This is a genomic window from Roseovarius nubinhibens ISM (genome assembly GCF_000152625.1).
GTDB lineage: Bacteria > Pseudomonadota > Alphaproteobacteria > Rhodobacterales > Rhodobacteraceae > Roseovarius > Roseovarius nubinhibens.
On sequence record NZ_CH724156.1, the window covers coordinates 1,576,595 to 1,591,665 of the forward strand.

General features: G+C 57.8%; 18 protein-coding genes. 8 read left to right on the forward strand and 10 right to left on the reverse strand.

All coding sequences use genetic code 11. The features are described from left to right. Positions 1 to 7: 7 nt before the first annotated feature. The gene (locus tag ISM_RS07600) at positions 8 to 268 is read left to right on the forward strand and encodes a hypothetical protein (protein WP_198011653.1); all 261 of its coding nucleotides are present in this window, start codon (positions 8 to 10) and stop codon (positions 266 to 268) included. 55 nt (positions 269 to 323) lie between these two features. On the opposite strand, the gene ISM_RS18225 is transcribed toward ISM_RS07600, so the two are convergent. Continuing rightward, positions 324 to 533, reverse strand: a complete 210-nt coding sequence (locus ISM_RS18225) for a hypothetical protein (RefSeq protein WP_156783339.1) — start codon at positions 531 to 533, stop codon at positions 324 to 326. Between the two features lie 448 nt (positions 534 to 981). On the opposite strand from ISM_RS18225, the gene ISM_RS07610 reads away from it, so the two are divergent. The 5 genes from ISM_RS07610 (at position 982) to ISM_RS07625 (ending at position 4,679) form a co-directional block, all read left to right on the forward strand. Then, complete coding sequence (locus ISM_RS07610; RefSeq protein ID WP_009813552.1) at positions 982 to 1,227, forward strand: hypothetical protein; 246 nt, start codon at positions 982 to 984, stop codon at positions 1,225 to 1,227. A 158-nt stretch (positions 1,228 to 1,385) separates the two neighbouring features. Then, on the forward strand, positions 1,386 to 1,985 hold the full coding sequence (locus ISM_RS07615) for a helix-turn-helix domain-containing protein (RefSeq protein WP_009813553.1): 600 nt from the start codon (positions 1,386 to 1,388) through the stop codon (positions 1,983 to 1,985). Further along, complete coding sequence (locus ISM_RS07620; protein WP_009813554.1) at positions 1,978 to 3,210, forward strand: type II toxin-antitoxin system HipA family toxin; 1,233 nt, start codon at positions 1,978 to 1,980, stop codon at positions 3,208 to 3,210. Before ISM_RS07615 ends, ISM_RS07620 begins: the two co-directional genes overlap by 8 nt. Before the next feature lie 42 nt (positions 3,211 to 3,252). Continuing rightward, positions 3,253 to 3,738: a hypothetical protein gene (locus ISM_RS18230; RefSeq protein ID WP_217622868.1), complete on the forward strand. Its 486-nt coding sequence runs from the start codon at positions 3,253 to 3,255 to the stop codon at positions 3,736 to 3,738. Next, the gene (locus ISM_RS07625; RefSeq protein WP_040617947.1) at positions 3,738 to 4,679 is read left to right on the forward strand and encodes a toll/interleukin-1 receptor domain-containing protein; all 942 of its coding nucleotides are present in this window, start codon (positions 3,738 to 3,740) and stop codon (positions 4,677 to 4,679) included. Before ISM_RS18230 ends, ISM_RS07625 begins: the two co-directional genes overlap by 1 nt. A gap of 49 nt (positions 4,680 to 4,728) precedes the next feature. On the opposite strand, the gene ISM_RS07630 is transcribed toward ISM_RS07625, so the two are convergent. From ISM_RS07630 to ISM_RS07650, 6 genes are all read right to left on the reverse strand, one after another. Further along, positions 4,729 to 6,039 (reverse strand): type II toxin-antitoxin system HipA family toxin, encoded by a 1,311-nt coding sequence (locus ISM_RS07630; RefSeq protein ID WP_009813556.1) that lies wholly within the window; start codon positions 6,037 to 6,039, stop codon positions 4,729 to 4,731. Further along, positions 6,039 to 6,290 carry a helix-turn-helix domain-containing protein gene (locus ISM_RS07635; protein ID WP_009813557.1) on the reverse strand — a complete coding sequence of 84 codons (252 nt, stop codon included), beginning with the start codon at positions 6,288 to 6,290 and terminating at the stop codon, positions 6,039 to 6,041. The genes ISM_RS07630 and ISM_RS07635 overlap by 1 nt, the downstream gene beginning before the upstream one ends. A gap of 132 nt (positions 6,291 to 6,422) precedes the next feature. Continuing rightward, positions 6,423 to 6,710 (reverse strand): glycine cleavage system protein H, encoded by a 288-nt coding sequence (locus tag ISM_RS07640; protein ID WP_198011654.1) that lies wholly within the window; start codon positions 6,708 to 6,710, stop codon positions 6,423 to 6,425. Continuing rightward, positions 6,707 to 6,904 carry a hypothetical protein gene (locus ISM_RS18400; protein ID WP_198011655.1) on the reverse strand — a complete coding sequence of 66 codons (198 nt, stop codon included), beginning with the start codon at positions 6,902 to 6,904 and terminating at the stop codon, positions 6,707 to 6,709. The genes ISM_RS07640 and ISM_RS18400 overlap by 4 nt, the downstream gene beginning before the upstream one ends. 15 nt (positions 6,905 to 6,919) lie before the next feature. Next, positions 6,920 to 8,227 carry a relaxase/mobilization nuclease domain-containing protein gene (locus ISM_RS07645; RefSeq protein WP_009813559.1) on the reverse strand — a complete coding sequence of 436 codons (1,308 nt, stop codon included), beginning with the start codon at positions 8,225 to 8,227 and terminating at the stop codon, positions 6,920 to 6,922. After that, positions 8,224 to 8,622 carry a hypothetical protein gene (locus tag ISM_RS07650; RefSeq protein WP_009813560.1) on the reverse strand — a complete coding sequence of 133 codons (399 nt, stop codon included), beginning with the start codon at positions 8,620 to 8,622 and terminating at the stop codon, positions 8,224 to 8,226. Before ISM_RS07650 ends, ISM_RS07645 begins: the two co-directional genes overlap by 4 nt. A 565-nt stretch (positions 8,623 to 9,187) precedes the next feature. On the opposite strand from ISM_RS07650, the gene ISM_RS07660 reads away from it, so the two are divergent. Next, positions 9,188 to 9,724 (forward strand): acyloxyacyl hydrolase, encoded by a 537-nt coding sequence (locus ISM_RS07660; protein WP_009813562.1) that lies wholly within the window; start codon positions 9,188 to 9,190, stop codon positions 9,722 to 9,724. Positions 9,725 to 9,727: 3 nt separating this feature from the next. Here the strand turns inward: ISM_RS07660 and ISM_RS07665 are convergent, their stop codons facing one another. The 3 genes from ISM_RS07665 to ISM_RS07675 are packed head-to-tail and all read right to left on the reverse strand — an operon-like array spanning position 9,728 to position 12,073. After that, on the reverse strand, positions 9,728 to 10,771 hold the full coding sequence (locus tag ISM_RS07665; protein WP_009813563.1) for a saccharopine dehydrogenase: 1,044 nt from the start codon (positions 10,769 to 10,771) through the stop codon (positions 9,728 to 9,730). Positions 10,772 to 10,792: 21 nt separating this feature from the next. Continuing rightward, positions 10,793 to 11,410 carry a glutathione S-transferase family protein gene (locus ISM_RS07670; protein ID WP_009813564.1) on the reverse strand — a complete coding sequence of 206 codons (618 nt, stop codon included), beginning with the start codon at positions 11,408 to 11,410 and terminating at the stop codon, positions 10,793 to 10,795. A gap of 12 nt (positions 11,411 to 11,422) precedes the next feature. Further along, entirely contained in the window at positions 11,423 to 12,073 is a 651-nt protein-coding gene (locus tag ISM_RS07675) for a histidine phosphatase family protein (protein ID WP_009813565.1), read from the reverse strand. A gap of 207 nt (positions 12,074 to 12,280) precedes the next feature. Between ISM_RS07675 and fdhF the strand changes: the two genes are divergently transcribed. Beyond that, positions 12,281 to 15,043, forward strand: coding sequence for a formate dehydrogenase subunit alpha (fdhF, locus tag ISM_RS07680; RefSeq protein ID WP_009813566.1), 2,763 nt, complete (start codon positions 12,281 to 12,283; stop codon positions 15,041 to 15,043). Positions 15,044 to 15,071 lie beyond the last annotated feature (28 nt).

Here is a 15,071-nt window from a genome sequence, read left to right on the forward strand (position 1 = left end):
AAAAGACATGGAGCAGCACAACATCACATGGCGCGGCATCGCGTTGGAGATCACCTTCACGCCGGAGAAATTCGGCTTGGTGGATCACATCGAGATCATGAGCGAAGGCCGCGCGCCGCTGCCCGTCACCGAGACAGGTTACCGCTCGCACTTCATACCAGCCGGAACTGTGGCCGCGCATGACGGCGCGACTGCGTTCGTGACAGCATGGCTGGAGCATGAAGCGGTGCGCACCGGCTGGAGTGGCGCGCAGTTATCGCTTTTCTAGAGAGGCCAAAATTTCCGCGCCCGCTCGGGCGGGCGCGGGGAGAAAAGGAGCCCCGTCATGGTGACGGGGCGCACGGTTGTGGTGCTGGCGGCGCTTGGCGCTTGCGCAGCACACTCTCAACGCTGGCCAGAGCGGCGTGCAGGTTGCCGCGCTCGCGTTCTTGCAGATCGGCGTTGCCGAGAGATTGGCGCAGCGTCTCGCGAAGATGTTCGAGTGCATGGGTGGGCAGCCCGTGCAACGCATGATGATTGAAGATCGGTGACATTATGGCCTCCATTTCCGTTGAGACCCGGACAATCCAGGTCTTTCTGGGGACAGAAGGAGGCGCAGTTGGGGGATCGGAAGCACCATTTTCGGGCGCAACGAAGTGAAGCAGGGCACGGCGGAGACTGCCCTTGTTCCGGCGGCATCCCTGACTGTGCCAAACGGATTTGCCCAATAGAGCTGATTGAACGTGCTGAGTGGAAATCTGGAGGTCGATCTGGTGCCGGTGATGATCATCATGCTTGCGCGGCGCTAACCATGCGCTCTCGCTTTGCTCCGGGATTGGTGCGTTTGAAGAGGCCTTATTCCTGAGCGAAGGCGGCCAGCCATCAATATCCTGCCCGCGCCAGTTCGCTTTGCTCACCCGTGTTGGAAATGACGCCTGCCCTTGAGCCTTCGATCCATCGGAACGGCGCAACGCGCCAACCCCAAACCAAGGAGATCAAGACATGGCACGCAACACACAAAAGCAGACCACCACCTTCCAGCCGAGCGCCCCCGAGTTTCTGGCATGGCACGTCACGCAGCGCGGCGAGAAATCCTTCTGGAACAAGGTCGGTGCCGCCTGGCGGCACAAGGACGGCTACGGCTTCACCCTTCAGCTTGAAGTCATGCCGATCAATGGCCGCATTGTTCTGCGCCACCCGATAGAAGACCCAGCATCACCGGCTCAGGTGAAGGAGGAGGGCGCGTAAGCGTCCTTCTTCTTCTTTACGCAGAAATGATCTACTTTAATATATCGATACAGCGGTGCGATCTATCAAAGTAGATCGCACCTTGCGCTTTCACGGTAGCTATGATATGCTTTAATATATAATAGTGAACCAGTGATGCATTAAGGTATATCAGGAAAATGACCTACGCTAGCGAACACATAGCCGTAGCTTTGCGAGAGGCTAGAGAGAACAAGGGGTTAAGCCAAAGAGAGCTGAGCAAGCGATCAGGTGTCCCCCAGTCGCACATCTCTAAGATCGAGAGCAACAACGTTGATCTTCGTCTCTCCAGTCTCGCATCGCTTGCTCATGCGCTTGATCTGGAACTTGCGCTGATCCCGCGCAAAGCAGCCCCAGCGGTGCGGTCAATCACACGCAGCACCACCCTCCAGTCTGATCGCGGCAATGCCGATGCACTGCGCGAGTTGGTCCGCGCCCAAAGAGCCCTTGCCGCACTTCCGGCCGCTATGCACGACAGCGGCGCAGCGCAGACCTTGCAAAAAAACTTGTCCGAAATGAACAACTTCCGAAATGTAATCCAGGAGTCAGACGCTCTCCGGCAAATGCGGATTGCGATTGAGACCGTAAGCAACTCAGATGGCATGAAACGGCTTCAGGAAATCGCCAAGGACGCTCAACGCATAAGAAACATGCTGGCGCACAGCATTGGGCAAATCAGCAACGAGACTGCGCGCAGCAAACCAGCGTACCGATTGGACGAGGAGGACAGCGATGGCTGATGTGTCGGTTTTAAACGTCGAACTTTACGGCAAGCCCATCGGAACGCTTACTAGGGTCTCCGGTGATCGCAGTCTTTTTGCGTTCAACGAAGATTATATCAATGACCCTGATCGCCCCACACTCGGCCTATCTTTCAAGGACGAGTTCGGCGAACTGCGAACGGACTTCCGTCCTGTTCAAAAAAAGATCATGCCCTTCTTCTCGAACCTGCTGCCCGAAGGCCACCTTAGAAAGTATCTTGCCGAGCAAGCGGGAGTGAACATCGAGCGAGAGTTTTTTCTACTGTGGGCACTCGGTCAGGACTTGCCGGGCGCGATCACTGTGCGCCCCGCCGATGGTGAAGCATGGCCACCCGAGGCTGCAGATGCTACCAGCGAAGATCAGGCCGAGACGAAGAAGAATATGCTGCGCTTTTCACTTGCAGGCGTTCAGCTGAAATTCTCCGCAATCGAAAGTGCCAGCGGTGGCCTGACTATTCCTGCGTCGGGCGTTGGTGGCGACTGGATCGTAAAGCTACCATCTCGCGAATATGCTGGCGTTCCAGAAAACGAGTTCTCCATGATGAGCTTGGCCCGTATGCTTGGCATGGACGTGCCAAAAATTGACCTGGTTCATATCGACTCTATCGCAGGCCTACCGGACGGAACCGACCGCTTCGGGACAAAGGTCTTTGTGATCGAGCGCTTTGACCGTTTGCCGGACGGCAATCGTGTACACATCGAAGACTTTGCCCAAGTCTTCGGCGTTTATAGCGAAGATAAGTACAAAAGAGCAAGCATGCGCAACATTGCCACTGTCATAGCTGCGGAAGGCTCAGAAGAAGATGTGCGGGAATTTTTTCGCCGCCTGACTTTCAACACGTTGATCAGCAACGGCGATATGCACTTAAAGAACTGGTCCCTCATCTATCCAGACAAGAAAAATGCTGCACTTGCTCCAGCATATGATTTTGTATCCACAGTGCCTTACATTCCCGGTGATAGCTTTGCTCTGAACTACAGCCGAGCTCGCGACTTTTCTGCGTATGATGAGGACGAAATTTCTCATCTTGCTGCGAAAGCAACGCTACCTGAAAAAATGGTTATCGATGTAGCACGAGAAACCGCCAGCGACTTTGCGGCGCTGTGGAAGCGTGAAAAAGATGCGTTGCCGATGCTTGATGACGTTAGAGCTGCGATTGACGCTCTGCTACCAACCCTACCATTGATGAAAGAGCGCAAATAGAAAGGTTGTTTTGTGAAGATATCTCCAAATTGCGAAGTGAAAATGTTATCTGAGTGTTCGCCAAATCAATTGGTGAGAATTTTGCGTACAGGCTTCGACGCAAAATTCGCCTTAGTTTGCGATGTGCCAATCCAAAATAAGCGCGGACTTGTTTCATTCGGTGAAGACGACGCCGTGTTCGAAATGTTTGAGGATGCAGATACAATCTCAGTTCTGGCATATGGCGGCGAGCTGGTTTGGGAGCTTGACCAGGAAGGTCCCTTTGAGCCGCCAATACGCGAGATTTTTAGCAAGACAGGATGTTTCTTTGTTACCAATGGCGGTGCATATCTCAGTTTGCAGCGCGCCCACGCCCAACGTAAGAACCCGGCGCTACTTAACATAGAAAAGGGTTGTGTAGAGCCATATCGTGAACTCACGCAAGGAGTTGCGATATTTGGTTCTTGGAAGCTGTTTCTCGAAGAGCCAGAGCGTCCAATAGAAAGCAGAACGAAGATAACCGAGTTCTGTGTGAAAGCAGGTGGCTGATGTCGAAAGTATTCTTTTCCTACTCTCATGCAGATGAAGAATTGGCTGACATGCTACAAAAGCATCTAGCTGCAATGAAAAACAATGGCTTGATTACGACGTGGCATGACCGATGTATTCGGGCAGGTGATGAGTTCGGTCACGAGATAGACAAAAACCTCAACGATGCAGACGTTATCTTGTTGCTGATTAGTTCTGACTTTATTGCGTCTCGGTATTGCTATGAAATTGAGATGGCGAGAGCTATTGAGCGCCATGAAGCAAAGGAGGCTCGGGTTATTCCTGTGATTCTGAGGCCTTGCGATTGGCATGATACACCATTTGGCAAGCTCCTCGCTGCGCCGCGAGATGGAAAGCCGATACGTAAATGGCCAGACCTTGATGAGGCTTTTCTGGATGTCGTCAATGCGATCAAGGCAAGTATTAAGAAGCCAGATGTGGAAACTATTACGCGCCCGGTAACTGAGAAAATGACAAGTGTTAATATGGTAGTGGATAGGCCCAGGTCTGCCAACCTTCGGGTGAAGAAGTCATTTACTCAGGCGGACAAGGATCATTTTTTGGATGATGCTTTTGACTTGATGAAGCGTTATTTCGAAAACTCGCTAAATGAGCTTACAGATCGCTATTCTGAGCTTTCTTCTCGCTTCCGCCTTATCGACTCTAACCGGTTCACCGCTGTAATTTATCGCAATGGAGAAGATATTGCCCGCTGCAAAATTGTGCTTGGGGGAATGTTCGGAAAAACTATTACGTACTCTGCGAACGATCAGGCAAGTGACAACAGTTGCAATGAAAGTCTGAGCATAGATGCTGATGATCAACACATTTACTTGTCTGCAATGGGAATACCGTTTGGCGGCAATGTTACTGACAAGAAACTGACCGCGGAAGGTGCGGCTGAATATTACTGGTCAATCTTGATGCAGCCACTGCAATAAAAAACCTTATGAGCCGGGTCATTTGTGCGGCGATGCCGCATATCTTCATTTATTCGCTGACCGCGAGCCGCGTTACACGCTGGTCAAAGCCGCGCCTGACGGATTCGAACAAGCCCATCGGGAAACCGGTGGGCATTTCAGCCAAGGCCTTCGCAAAGGCCTTTTCGGATTCTGCTTCGATGTCTTTGAAAATCTGACCAATTTGCTCGCGCGAAAAACCTGCTGCTAGGCCTGTTTCCATGAAGTGGCGACCGAGAATGTCAGAAACCTTATAGTGGCGACTTTTGCCAATCCGCATAGCGAGCTTCATTTCCTTGCTCTGAAGCTGACCAGCATCAAGCGTCGGCTGCACAGTAAGGACATCATACAGCGGGGTCATGGTAAAACGCCCACCAGGTGTCAGAGCGATACTGAAATTCTTTGCATGACCATCCGTCGCGCCAATCAACCAGAACAGGACGTTGGCTTTGAAGAAATTGGCGCGGTCGCGAAGCGGCTCATCGCTTCCTTGGAGCAGATCGCAGATTTCAACGATGCCAGGACCGCCCTCATTCTGATATTTGCGCGTCGGCGGAATGGACAATGCCTGACAGCAATCCTCCTGGGGCAGGCGGATCAGTCTTCCGTCGCGGGCGCGCAGGCGATCAAAGCGCTCGATGACCAGCACCTTCGTATCTGCAAACGTCGCAATCTCGGTTTGAGCGACTGGAAGGCCGAACGCTGCCATCAGGCGCAGACAGAAATGCTCGTTTTCAATGCTATCGGTCAGGTCCATGCCGTTGGGCAGTTTTCCAATCGCAGGCTTGAAGATATGTGTCGTCGCCGTGGTGCCTGTAGGCTCAATCCATTTGCCCTCGTGATAGAGCAGCGCAGTCTTTTCCTGCGCACCGGCAACCGAAATCCGGAAGTCGGACTCACGGCGGATACCAAGCGGGGTGCGCTTGAGGTCTTTGAGCATGGCCGCGATCTGCTCGTCACTCAAAGGCTCGCCGGTCAGTTCGTCGGACGCTTCTGGCTCTTCACCTTCTGGCAAGAATTGCAAAGCGCCTACGCAGTCCCGGCCAATCTTTGCAAGTAGACTATAAGCATCCAGACCATCTGCGCCTATGCGCTCAGCCACGCGTCTGCGGATATCATCATTGTCGGGTAGCAGATTGTCGAAGACGGCGATGACCGGCGGTCCCACATAGCGCTCTGACCTTAATGGTAGCGAGCGTGAGACGGGCAGGGTGTTTTCCCAAGCCAACCATTCCGGGGCATAGGTGAAGGCAAACGCCCCGTCTGGTTCACGGAAGAACTGTCCGACCTTTCGGCGGTTCATGAAAACATCAAGCGGCGCGTATGTTCGCTTGCGCCCCATCAGAAAATATCCTCAAGGTCGCCGGGCTTCATCTTGCTGCGCGGGACGATCTGAATTTCTAGGTCAAGTGCCGCGAGCAGGTCGAATATCGTATCCAGCTTAGCACCGCTTGCGCTGGTCTCGATGGTCGAGATGGTTCGCTGCCAGATGCCTGAGCGGCTGGCAAGTTCGGCCTGCGTAAGTTTCTTGGCTTTACGAGCGTTGCGCAGTGCGTTGCCAACGTCCTTTGGGCTTCGGGCGATTTGATCCATGGTGACGATCCTTTCATTGTCATTATGATCTATGGATCATTAAATGTCAATATGTCGTAGGGATCATATTTTCCAATTATGATGTAAAGAACATAAATCTCGATTATGATCTATGCATCATATACTGTTGGATCACATCTCTCGCGGCTTCAGCGTCACGAGCCAATCCGAAATCTTCGGATCGCCCGTGACACTGTCAATGTATCCATCTACCGGCGAATAGAACTCCGCAGCGGTCAGGTTGCCTTCCACTACGAACAAGCGATCTCCTTCCTTAACCCGGTCTCCGACCTTCAGTGACTGGAAATGCAGAAGGTCGCCTAGCGCAACCTGCGCCTCAGGGCTTAGGCCGACCTCCACAAGCCCCCCGCGCTCGCGCACCCGCTCGCCCGTTCCGGTGATGTAAACATGCTCTTTCATAGCGGTGAAGCCTCCGGCTTTCTGACTGCGCTTGGTTTGCATTCCGGCGCTGAGCTACCTTTGCGATGCATCGCATGGGCGGTGCGGATGGCAATCCTAACCGTATCCTCGGCGCTTAGCTTGAAATGCTGCCGCAGTTCATCGAGCTGTAAGGCATGTGCCTCGTCGAGATTGATCATTAATGTATGTCGCATGGCGACCTCCTTTCGTTAATTGGGTTCATAATCAGGGCCGCGATCCCGAGTTCTTCGACGATTAATGCTGCGCTCTTGCGTCTGATCTTTCTTGATCGCGGATTCTGGCACGCGTCCCATAGCCATTGCCTTAGCGACATCCGCAGCCAGCAAGGTGAGTGTATTTCCCTGCTGACGACGCACGTGCATGACCATTTGCTGCACCCGTCGCCGCTCGTTGATCTGCTTGCGGATGATCTGTTGTCGCTCGGCCAAATCACGCGTTTTGGCCTTCTCGATCTCGGCTTCGTTCATAGCCCTGATTTTCTTGTTCTTGCCGCTGATCCATCCCCACAGACCGCGAATACCGCGAGGGGTGCGCGCTGCCCTGGCCCGTTCTTCGGATTGCCAGCGCAACGCTTGCGACTGACGCAAGCTTTCGCGCTCGCTCCTCTGCCGCTGGATCATCTGTTCGGTCTTGAAGGTGAGCGACAGACGCGTCTTCTTGGCCTGTGCCTCCGCGTCCTTCGCCCACTCTTGAATTTTTGGTGTGAGCTGAGCGCCGATATGGGCCTTGGTCTCATCGACGGATCGCAGGAACTTTGTGTTCCCTAGCCGCACGGCCAGTTCTTTCTTTTTCACGCCGATAGCGCGCGAGAGTGAATAAATCTCTCCTCGCCAATCTAGAGCGACATAGCTGCGCCTATCGCCGTGGGCGAGCCAGAATCCCTTCTCCCGCAGTGCAGCCTCAAAGCTCTCGCATGTGTCGGAAACATTCCAACATTCGCGCAGCAAAGTCTTAGTCACTTTGGGATCGAGTCCGGTGCGCTTGGCTTGTTGCCATTCACTAAGTGAAAAACTGAGAGGATCGCGTCTGCGTTGGTCTTGGAGGCCGTCTGGCAACGGCCAGCCGTTCTCCAAGAAAAGTTGCTTGGAGAAATCAGTAAGGCGGCGTTTGTAGAAGTCGATCTTGATCGCCTTCATCTCTTGGCCGTCGATACGTGACCAAACAGCATGAGCATGCCGCCGCCCTTCCTTCTCATGAAAGACAATCGCTCTGGGTTGGCCGTTTAGCCCCAACTCGGCCTCGATCCGATCAATCGCCTTCTCGAACGTCTCTACAGCAACGTCAGCGTATTCAGGCGGGCTGAGGCTCAGGGAGAAAAGATGGTTGATGCACTTTGTGCCCATTGCGATAGCTTCGGCCTCGCGGAACGCGCCATTCAAATCTTCGGCGATGAAACCGCGCAGATCATGTAGCTCGACATGATCGTTGTCCCGCGTGTTCAAGAGATGTCGCGCAAGCTCTTTGGCATTGCCTCGTGTGTTTGCGTTCAGGATCATGATGGACCTCCATCTTTCCCGAACGCTTCGAGCAGTGTCGATCTCATGAGATGCACATCTGCGCAGGCTTGGCGCAGATCAGATTCAGTTTCAGGATGAACGGGTAGGGTGCCTGTGTTCACGGCGCGTGCCATCTGGTTGAGGTTAGACGAGAGCCGGGACTGCCCCAGGGCAGCCATCACTCTTCCCAACGCCTCATGGTCTTTGACCGGCTCTGTTCCACGCCGCCTAATCTTTGGCAGTTCGGTGCCGAACAGCACGGCCTTGATATAGGTGCCCAATGGCACGCCATTCGCTGCGGCTTCCAACTGCGCACGCTCTTCGAAGGTCAGTCTGAGCGAGAAGGGCGCTTCGCGCCTTGTCTGCTTTGCTCGCGTATTGAATTCGGTCTTCATGTCGGGTTCCTCTCGGACCCAGCATGACGGCGAAAACAACTCTTCTAAGAGATTGAAGTCTAACAACAATCTCTTATGAGGCGTAACGCCATGCCGAGAAATCTGGCGCGAAGATCAGCAAGTTAAGCTGGTTGCGCTTCCCCGCAACCAACTTATCCTGCGACCCCCGCAGGTTAAGTTCAGATCGCCCTCCCGCAACCAAAACACCGAAAAAGCCCCGCAAGCCGCGGGGCTTTCGGCGTTTGAGGGGGATAGGAAACGCTATCCAAAACCGCTCCGACATGCGCAAGAATTGCCGCAAGGCAATAATATCTTGCAAAAACGCACATCTCTCCCGAAGATAATTTCGCGCAGACCCTCATCCAAGAGGACGCGCGGGGGAATTGGGGAGGCAACACCATGAAAATCATCACCTTGGCCGCGGTCGCCTCCGTCTGTTCCTCGCGCTAACGCGAGAGAGCCGCCCAATCCGGCAACAGTCCCAAATGGCTCGCCCCCATCGCTGGACATGCGGGCCCGCATGCGACATCAATTGTGCCAAGGGTTTGGATAGAGGAGCTACGCCGTGTCGGACATCGTGGGAATTTCAGACGGTACCTTTGCCGTCATCGGCCTGATCTTTGGTCTGATCGACATGGGCGCGAACCATTGCCCGAACGAAGGCTGTCTCGCCCGCAACGAAGTGCCCGGCTATACCAGCGTCTCCATCGGTGAAACCTATTTCCAAGAGGCCCATCAAGGCGAAGAGCTCTATTTCCGTCGCGACACGAAGCTGGCCTTTGGCCCGTTTCAAAACATCTACGGCGCCTCAATCAGCAATGACGGTGAATTCTGGGTCGGTGCGGGCCACGCCTGGACCCAACCCTATTTCGACCGCCGCGCCTATATCCAGCTGCATGCCATGACCGGGCTCTATGCCAAGGGCGACGGCGTCGATCTTGGCGGGCCCATCGAATTCCGCTCCGGCATCGAGGTCGGCTATCAGGCCCGCAACGGGCTGCGCATGGGCCTGGGCTTTGACCACCGGTCGAACGCCGGGCTCTATAGCGACAACCCCGGTCTCGAAACCATCCATTTCCGGGTCTCGATTCCGACCCGCTAAGCCTCAGAGATATTTGCGGAATGTGGCCTCGGCCCGGGCCCAGACGCCCTGGTCGATCGCCCCCAGATCGCGCAGCACCGGCAAGAGCTGGCCGGCATAATCCTCCGAGCTTTCGCGCGGCAAGAGCGACGGCAGGTTGTCAATTGCCATGATGTCGAGGCTCGGCGCCTCGGCCACCCGCACCACCGGCGCGGACCAGCTTGTCGCCTCTGAGTAAAGAGGCACCGGGTTGTAATCGCTGTCCGGATCGCAAGCCACATCGCCGATCACCCGCAGCGCCCGCGCCGCAGCCGCCTCTTCGGGGCCGACGAAGACCGGCGTGCCGGGCCGGGCAAAGATCGCGTTGATGAAAATCCCATGCGCGAGGATCTCGGGAAAGGGCCCGCCATGCGCCGTCTCGGCCATGTCCCAGCGTGTCACCCCGATGCCCAACGCCTCGCACAAATCGGCCGCCCCGCTGCCGACCCGGCCGAGCGCCCCGATGACCAGCGCAGTGGGCAGATCGCCTGCCGCTTCCAGCGCCGCGCCCACATCCGACAAAAGTGCCGATTTATCCGTCCAGCCGGTAACCTCGGGGCAAATCCCACCACGCGCCTGCGCCGCATAGGCCAGTGCCGACACCGCCGCCCCGGCATAGCCCGCCCAATAGCCGAACGCCGCAACCCGGCGTCCCGTCTCATCCACCAGATACTCGAGATCATAGAGCGTCCCGCCCCCGGCCTTGAACCGGTCGAGAAGCGCCCGCCCCGAATGCTGGCCCTTATAGGCATGGCCAAACATGATATGGCGATGGGGCAGGGGCGTGCCATCCTCCGGCAACTCCTTGAGCCCAAAGATGATCGCCTCCTGCGGCGCCTCGGGCCAGCTGCCCTCCGCCGCAATCTCGCAGCCCGCCGCGCGATAGCCGTCGATTCCAATGGCCCGCGTCGCACTTTCCTCGACGGTGACGCGCATCCCCGCCGCGCGCAGCGCTGCCGCCCCCTCGGGCGTCAGGCCAACGCGGCATTCATTGGGGCGTTGCTCGGCCCGAACCCAGAGATGTGTCATCGCGCCAACCCTTTTGGAAGCTTAGAGAATATTGTCGTCATGGGTGGCCGCGACGCTCGCCAGTTCGCGCATCGCCTGCCGGAACGAGCCGATCTTGGGGAACTGGGTCACATCGACCCGATCCCCTTCGAGCCAATTGCAAATGGCGTAGAAATAGAAATCCGCCACGCAGAGTTCATCGCCAAAGAGATAGGGCCCGGTGATCACATTCTCTTCCATATAGCGCGCGCTCTCGGTCATCGTCTGCGGCACCTTGGCCGACATATCAGCGCGGCTTTCTTCCTTGTCGGCCCAGCGATGACCGCGCCGCTTATGGGCGTGGTTCACATGCATGGTCGAGGCGAGATAGAACATCACCTCCCGCATCCGCGCGGCCTTGAGCGGGTCTTCGGGGACAAGCCCCTTTTCGGGGGCCAGGGCCGCCAGATATTCGAGGATCGCGCCGGTCTCGGTGAGGATTTCCCCGCCCAGATCGAGCGCCGGCACCCGGCCCTTGGGATTGATCCTCTGATACTCGGGCGTCATCTGCGCCGATTGGGTGAAATCGAGCGCCACAAGCTCATGCTCGAGGCCGGTTTCGCGCAGACACATGACCGAGGCGGTGGCGATGGTGCCGGGGGCGTAATAGAGTTTCAGCATAGCAGACTATCCTTAGATAAAAGTGCGCGCCTCGCGGCGCTCGGGCTGATCGAGATGCGGCGTCGCGTTGAACCCGGCCAGCATCAGCCGACCGTGAATGAAACGCAAGTGATGGACCGAGCTGTTCATCGTGTGAAGCATCACATCCGCCATCGCGGCGGTGCCGAGCCCGAGCACATGGCGCAGCGCCATGCCGATCACCCCGCCCGAGGTCACCACGAGGCTGGTGCCGCCGCGCGACGCAAGCTCTTCGAGAAGATGGGTCACCCGCGCCTCGAAACTGCCAAAGCTCTCGGGAATCCCGGAGAGCTGATCTTCGGCCCAATAGGCCACCACCTGCGGCATATAGCGGGCGAACTCGGCGGCAGAATTCGGCGCGGGCAGGCCGAACTGCATCTCCACCGCCTGCGCCAGATCGAAATAGGTGAGCTCGTTGAGACGCGGATCGGTCCGCTCCGGCGCATAGCCCATCTCGCGCGCCGTCTCGACCTGCCGCGACAGCGTGCCGGTGACCACATGATCGAACCGCGCGCCCGTGTCCCGCAGATGCAGGCCAAGCCATTGCGCCTGCTGACGCCCCAGCTCCGAGAGCTGATCATAGCTCGCCTCGTCCTGCGCATGGGTATTGGCCTGCCCGTGGCGCACCAGAATGATATCGGCCATGCTGCCTGTCCTGCTCTTGCCCGTGTTTTTCGGCCCGACACTAGGCGCGAGAGGCCGGAATGACAATCCGACGGCACCGGGAAACGCCGTTGCCAATGGGAAACACGGGCGCGCCATATGGCGTAAAAATCTGCATAGATGTCGTGATTGGCCGACTCCGGAAAACAGCGCCGTGGTCTACACTCCCGTGAGCAAGGAGACCCAAGCATGTCCGACACCATCACCTTTACCCTCGACGGCGAACAAGTCACGGCCGAAAAAGGCATGACCATCTGGGAAGTGGCCAACGGGCGGGGTCTCGTCATTCCCCATCTGTGTCACAAGCCCGCGCCGGGCTATCGCCCCGATGGCAATTGCCGGGCCTGCATGGTCGAGATCGAAGGCGAACGGACCCTTGCCGCCTCCTGCATCCGCGAACCCGCCGATGGCATGGTGGTCAAGACCGACACCGCCCGCGCCGAAACCGCGCGCAAGATGGTGGTCGAAATGCTCGTCGCGGATCAGCCGCCGCGCGACGCCGCCCATGACAAATCGAGCCACCTCTGGGACATGGCCGAGATGCAGGGCGTGAGCCAAAGCCGCTTCCCCAAGCTCGAAGAGGGCCGCATCCCGCTGCTCGACGACAGCCATGTGGCGATGAGCGTCAATCTCGACGCCTGCATCCAATGCGGTCTCTGCGTCCGCGCCTGCCGCGAAGTGCAGGTCAATGACGTGATCGGCATGGCCGGTCGCGGCCATGACGCCTATCCGACCTTCGACATGGCCGACCCGATGGGCGCCTCGACCTGCGTCGCCTGCGGCGAATGCGTCCAGGCCTGCCCCACCGGCGCGCTGATGCCGTCCTCGGTGGTCAACGAGGCCCAGGTCGGCGACAGCGCCGATTACGACAGCGAAGTCGAAAGCGTCTGCGCCTTCTGCGGCGTCGGTTGCCAGATCTCGATCAAGGTCAAGGACAACCGCGTCAAATATGTCGAGGGCATCAACGGCCCCGCGAACGAAGGCCGGCTCTGCGTCAAGGGCCGCTTTGGCTATGACTATATCCACCACCAGCACCGCGTGACCAAGCCGCTGATCCGCCGCGACGACGCCCCGGAAAAGGGCCTCAACGTGAACCCGGACAATTGGCAGGAATTCTTCCGCGAAGCGAGCTGGGACGAGGCGCTCGATCTCGCCGCCGATGGGCTCAAGGGCCGCGGCCGCGAAGTTGCCGGCTTTGGCTCGGCCAAATGCACCAATGAAGAGGCCTATCTCTTCCAGAAATTCATCCGTCAGGGCTTTGGTCACAACAACGTCGACCATTGCACCCGGCTCTGCCACGCCTCGTCGGTCTTTGCGCTGATCGAAAACGTCGGCTCGGGCGGCGTGACCGCCACGTTCAACGAGATCGAAAACGCCGATGTCGCCATCGTCATCGGGGCCAACCCGATCGAAAACCACCCCGTTGCCGCCACCTATTTCAAGCAATTCACCAAGCGCGGCGGCAAGCTCATCGTGATGGATCCGCGCGGCGTCGGCCTGCGCCGCTTCGCGACCCATATGCTGCAATTCCGCCCCGGCGCGGATGTCGCCATGCTCAACGCGATCATGCACACGATCGTCGAGGAAGGCCTCTACGATCAGCAATATATCGACGCCTATACCGAGAACTGGGAGGCCGAAAAGGCCCATCTCAAGGATTTCGCGCCCGAGAAAATGGAAGACCTCTGCGGCATCCCCGCTGAGACCCTGCGCGCCGTGGCCCGCGATTTCGCCACCGCCAAATCCGGCATGATCTTCTGGGGCATGGGGGTGAGCCAGCACATCCACGGCACCGACAATTCGCGCTGCCTGATCAGCCTCGCGCTGATGTGCGGCCATGTCGGCCGCCCCGGCACAGGCCTGCACCCGCTGCGCGGTCAGAACAACGTCCAAGGCGCCTCGGACGCAGGCCTCATCCCGATGTTCCTCCCCGACTATCAAAGCGTGACCGACGACGGCGTCCGCTCGGCCTTCACCGAGGTCTGGAAATCCGAGGATTTCTCGAATGAAAAGGGCCTCACCGTCACCGAGATCATGGATGCGGTCCATGATGGCGACATCAAGGCCATGTATATCCTCGGCGAAAACCCGGCCATGTCCGACCCCGATGTCGAACACGCCCGCGACGCGCTGGCCAAGCTCGATCACCTCGTGGTGCAGGACATCTTCATCACCGAAACGGCCAACTATGCCGATGTGATCCTGCCCGCCTCGGCGCTTTACGAGAAAACCGGCACCGTCTCCAACACCAACCGTCAGGTGCAGATGGTCCGCCCCGCCGTGACGCCCCCGGGCGAGGCGCGCGAAGACTGGTGGATCGAGGTCGAACTGGCCAAGCGCTGCGGTCTCGACTGGCGCTACACCCATCCGCGCGAAGTCTTTGCCGAAATGGCGATCAACATGGCCTCGCTCAACAACATCACCTGGGAGCGTCTGGAAAAAACCGCCGTGACCTACCCGTCGCTGAGCCCCGAAGATCCGGGTCAGGCAGTGGTCTTCGGCGATGGCTTCCCGCGTCCCGAGGGCCGGGCCAAGTTCACCCCGGCGAGCGTCATCGCCCCCGATGACACGCCCGACGCCGAATTCCCGATGATCCTGACCACTGGCCGCCAGCTCGAACATTGGCACACCGGATCGATGACCCGCCGCGCCCGCGTGCTCGACGCGGTCGAGCCCGAGGCCAACTGCTCGCTGCACCCCTCGACCCTGCGCAAGCTCGGGATCGAACCGGGCGGCATGATCCGCCTGACCACCAAACGCGGCAGCATCGTCACCATGGCCCGCGCCGACCGCGCGGTGTCGCCCGATATGGTCTTCCTGCCCTTCGCCTATGTCGAGGCGGCGGCGAACATCCTGACCAACGCGGCCATCGACCCCTATGGCAAGATCCCCGAGTTCAAATTCTCGGCCGTGCGCGTCGAGCCGGTGAGCGAACAGGTCGCGGCGGAATAACCGCCGCATGATACCGGGGCGTGCCGGA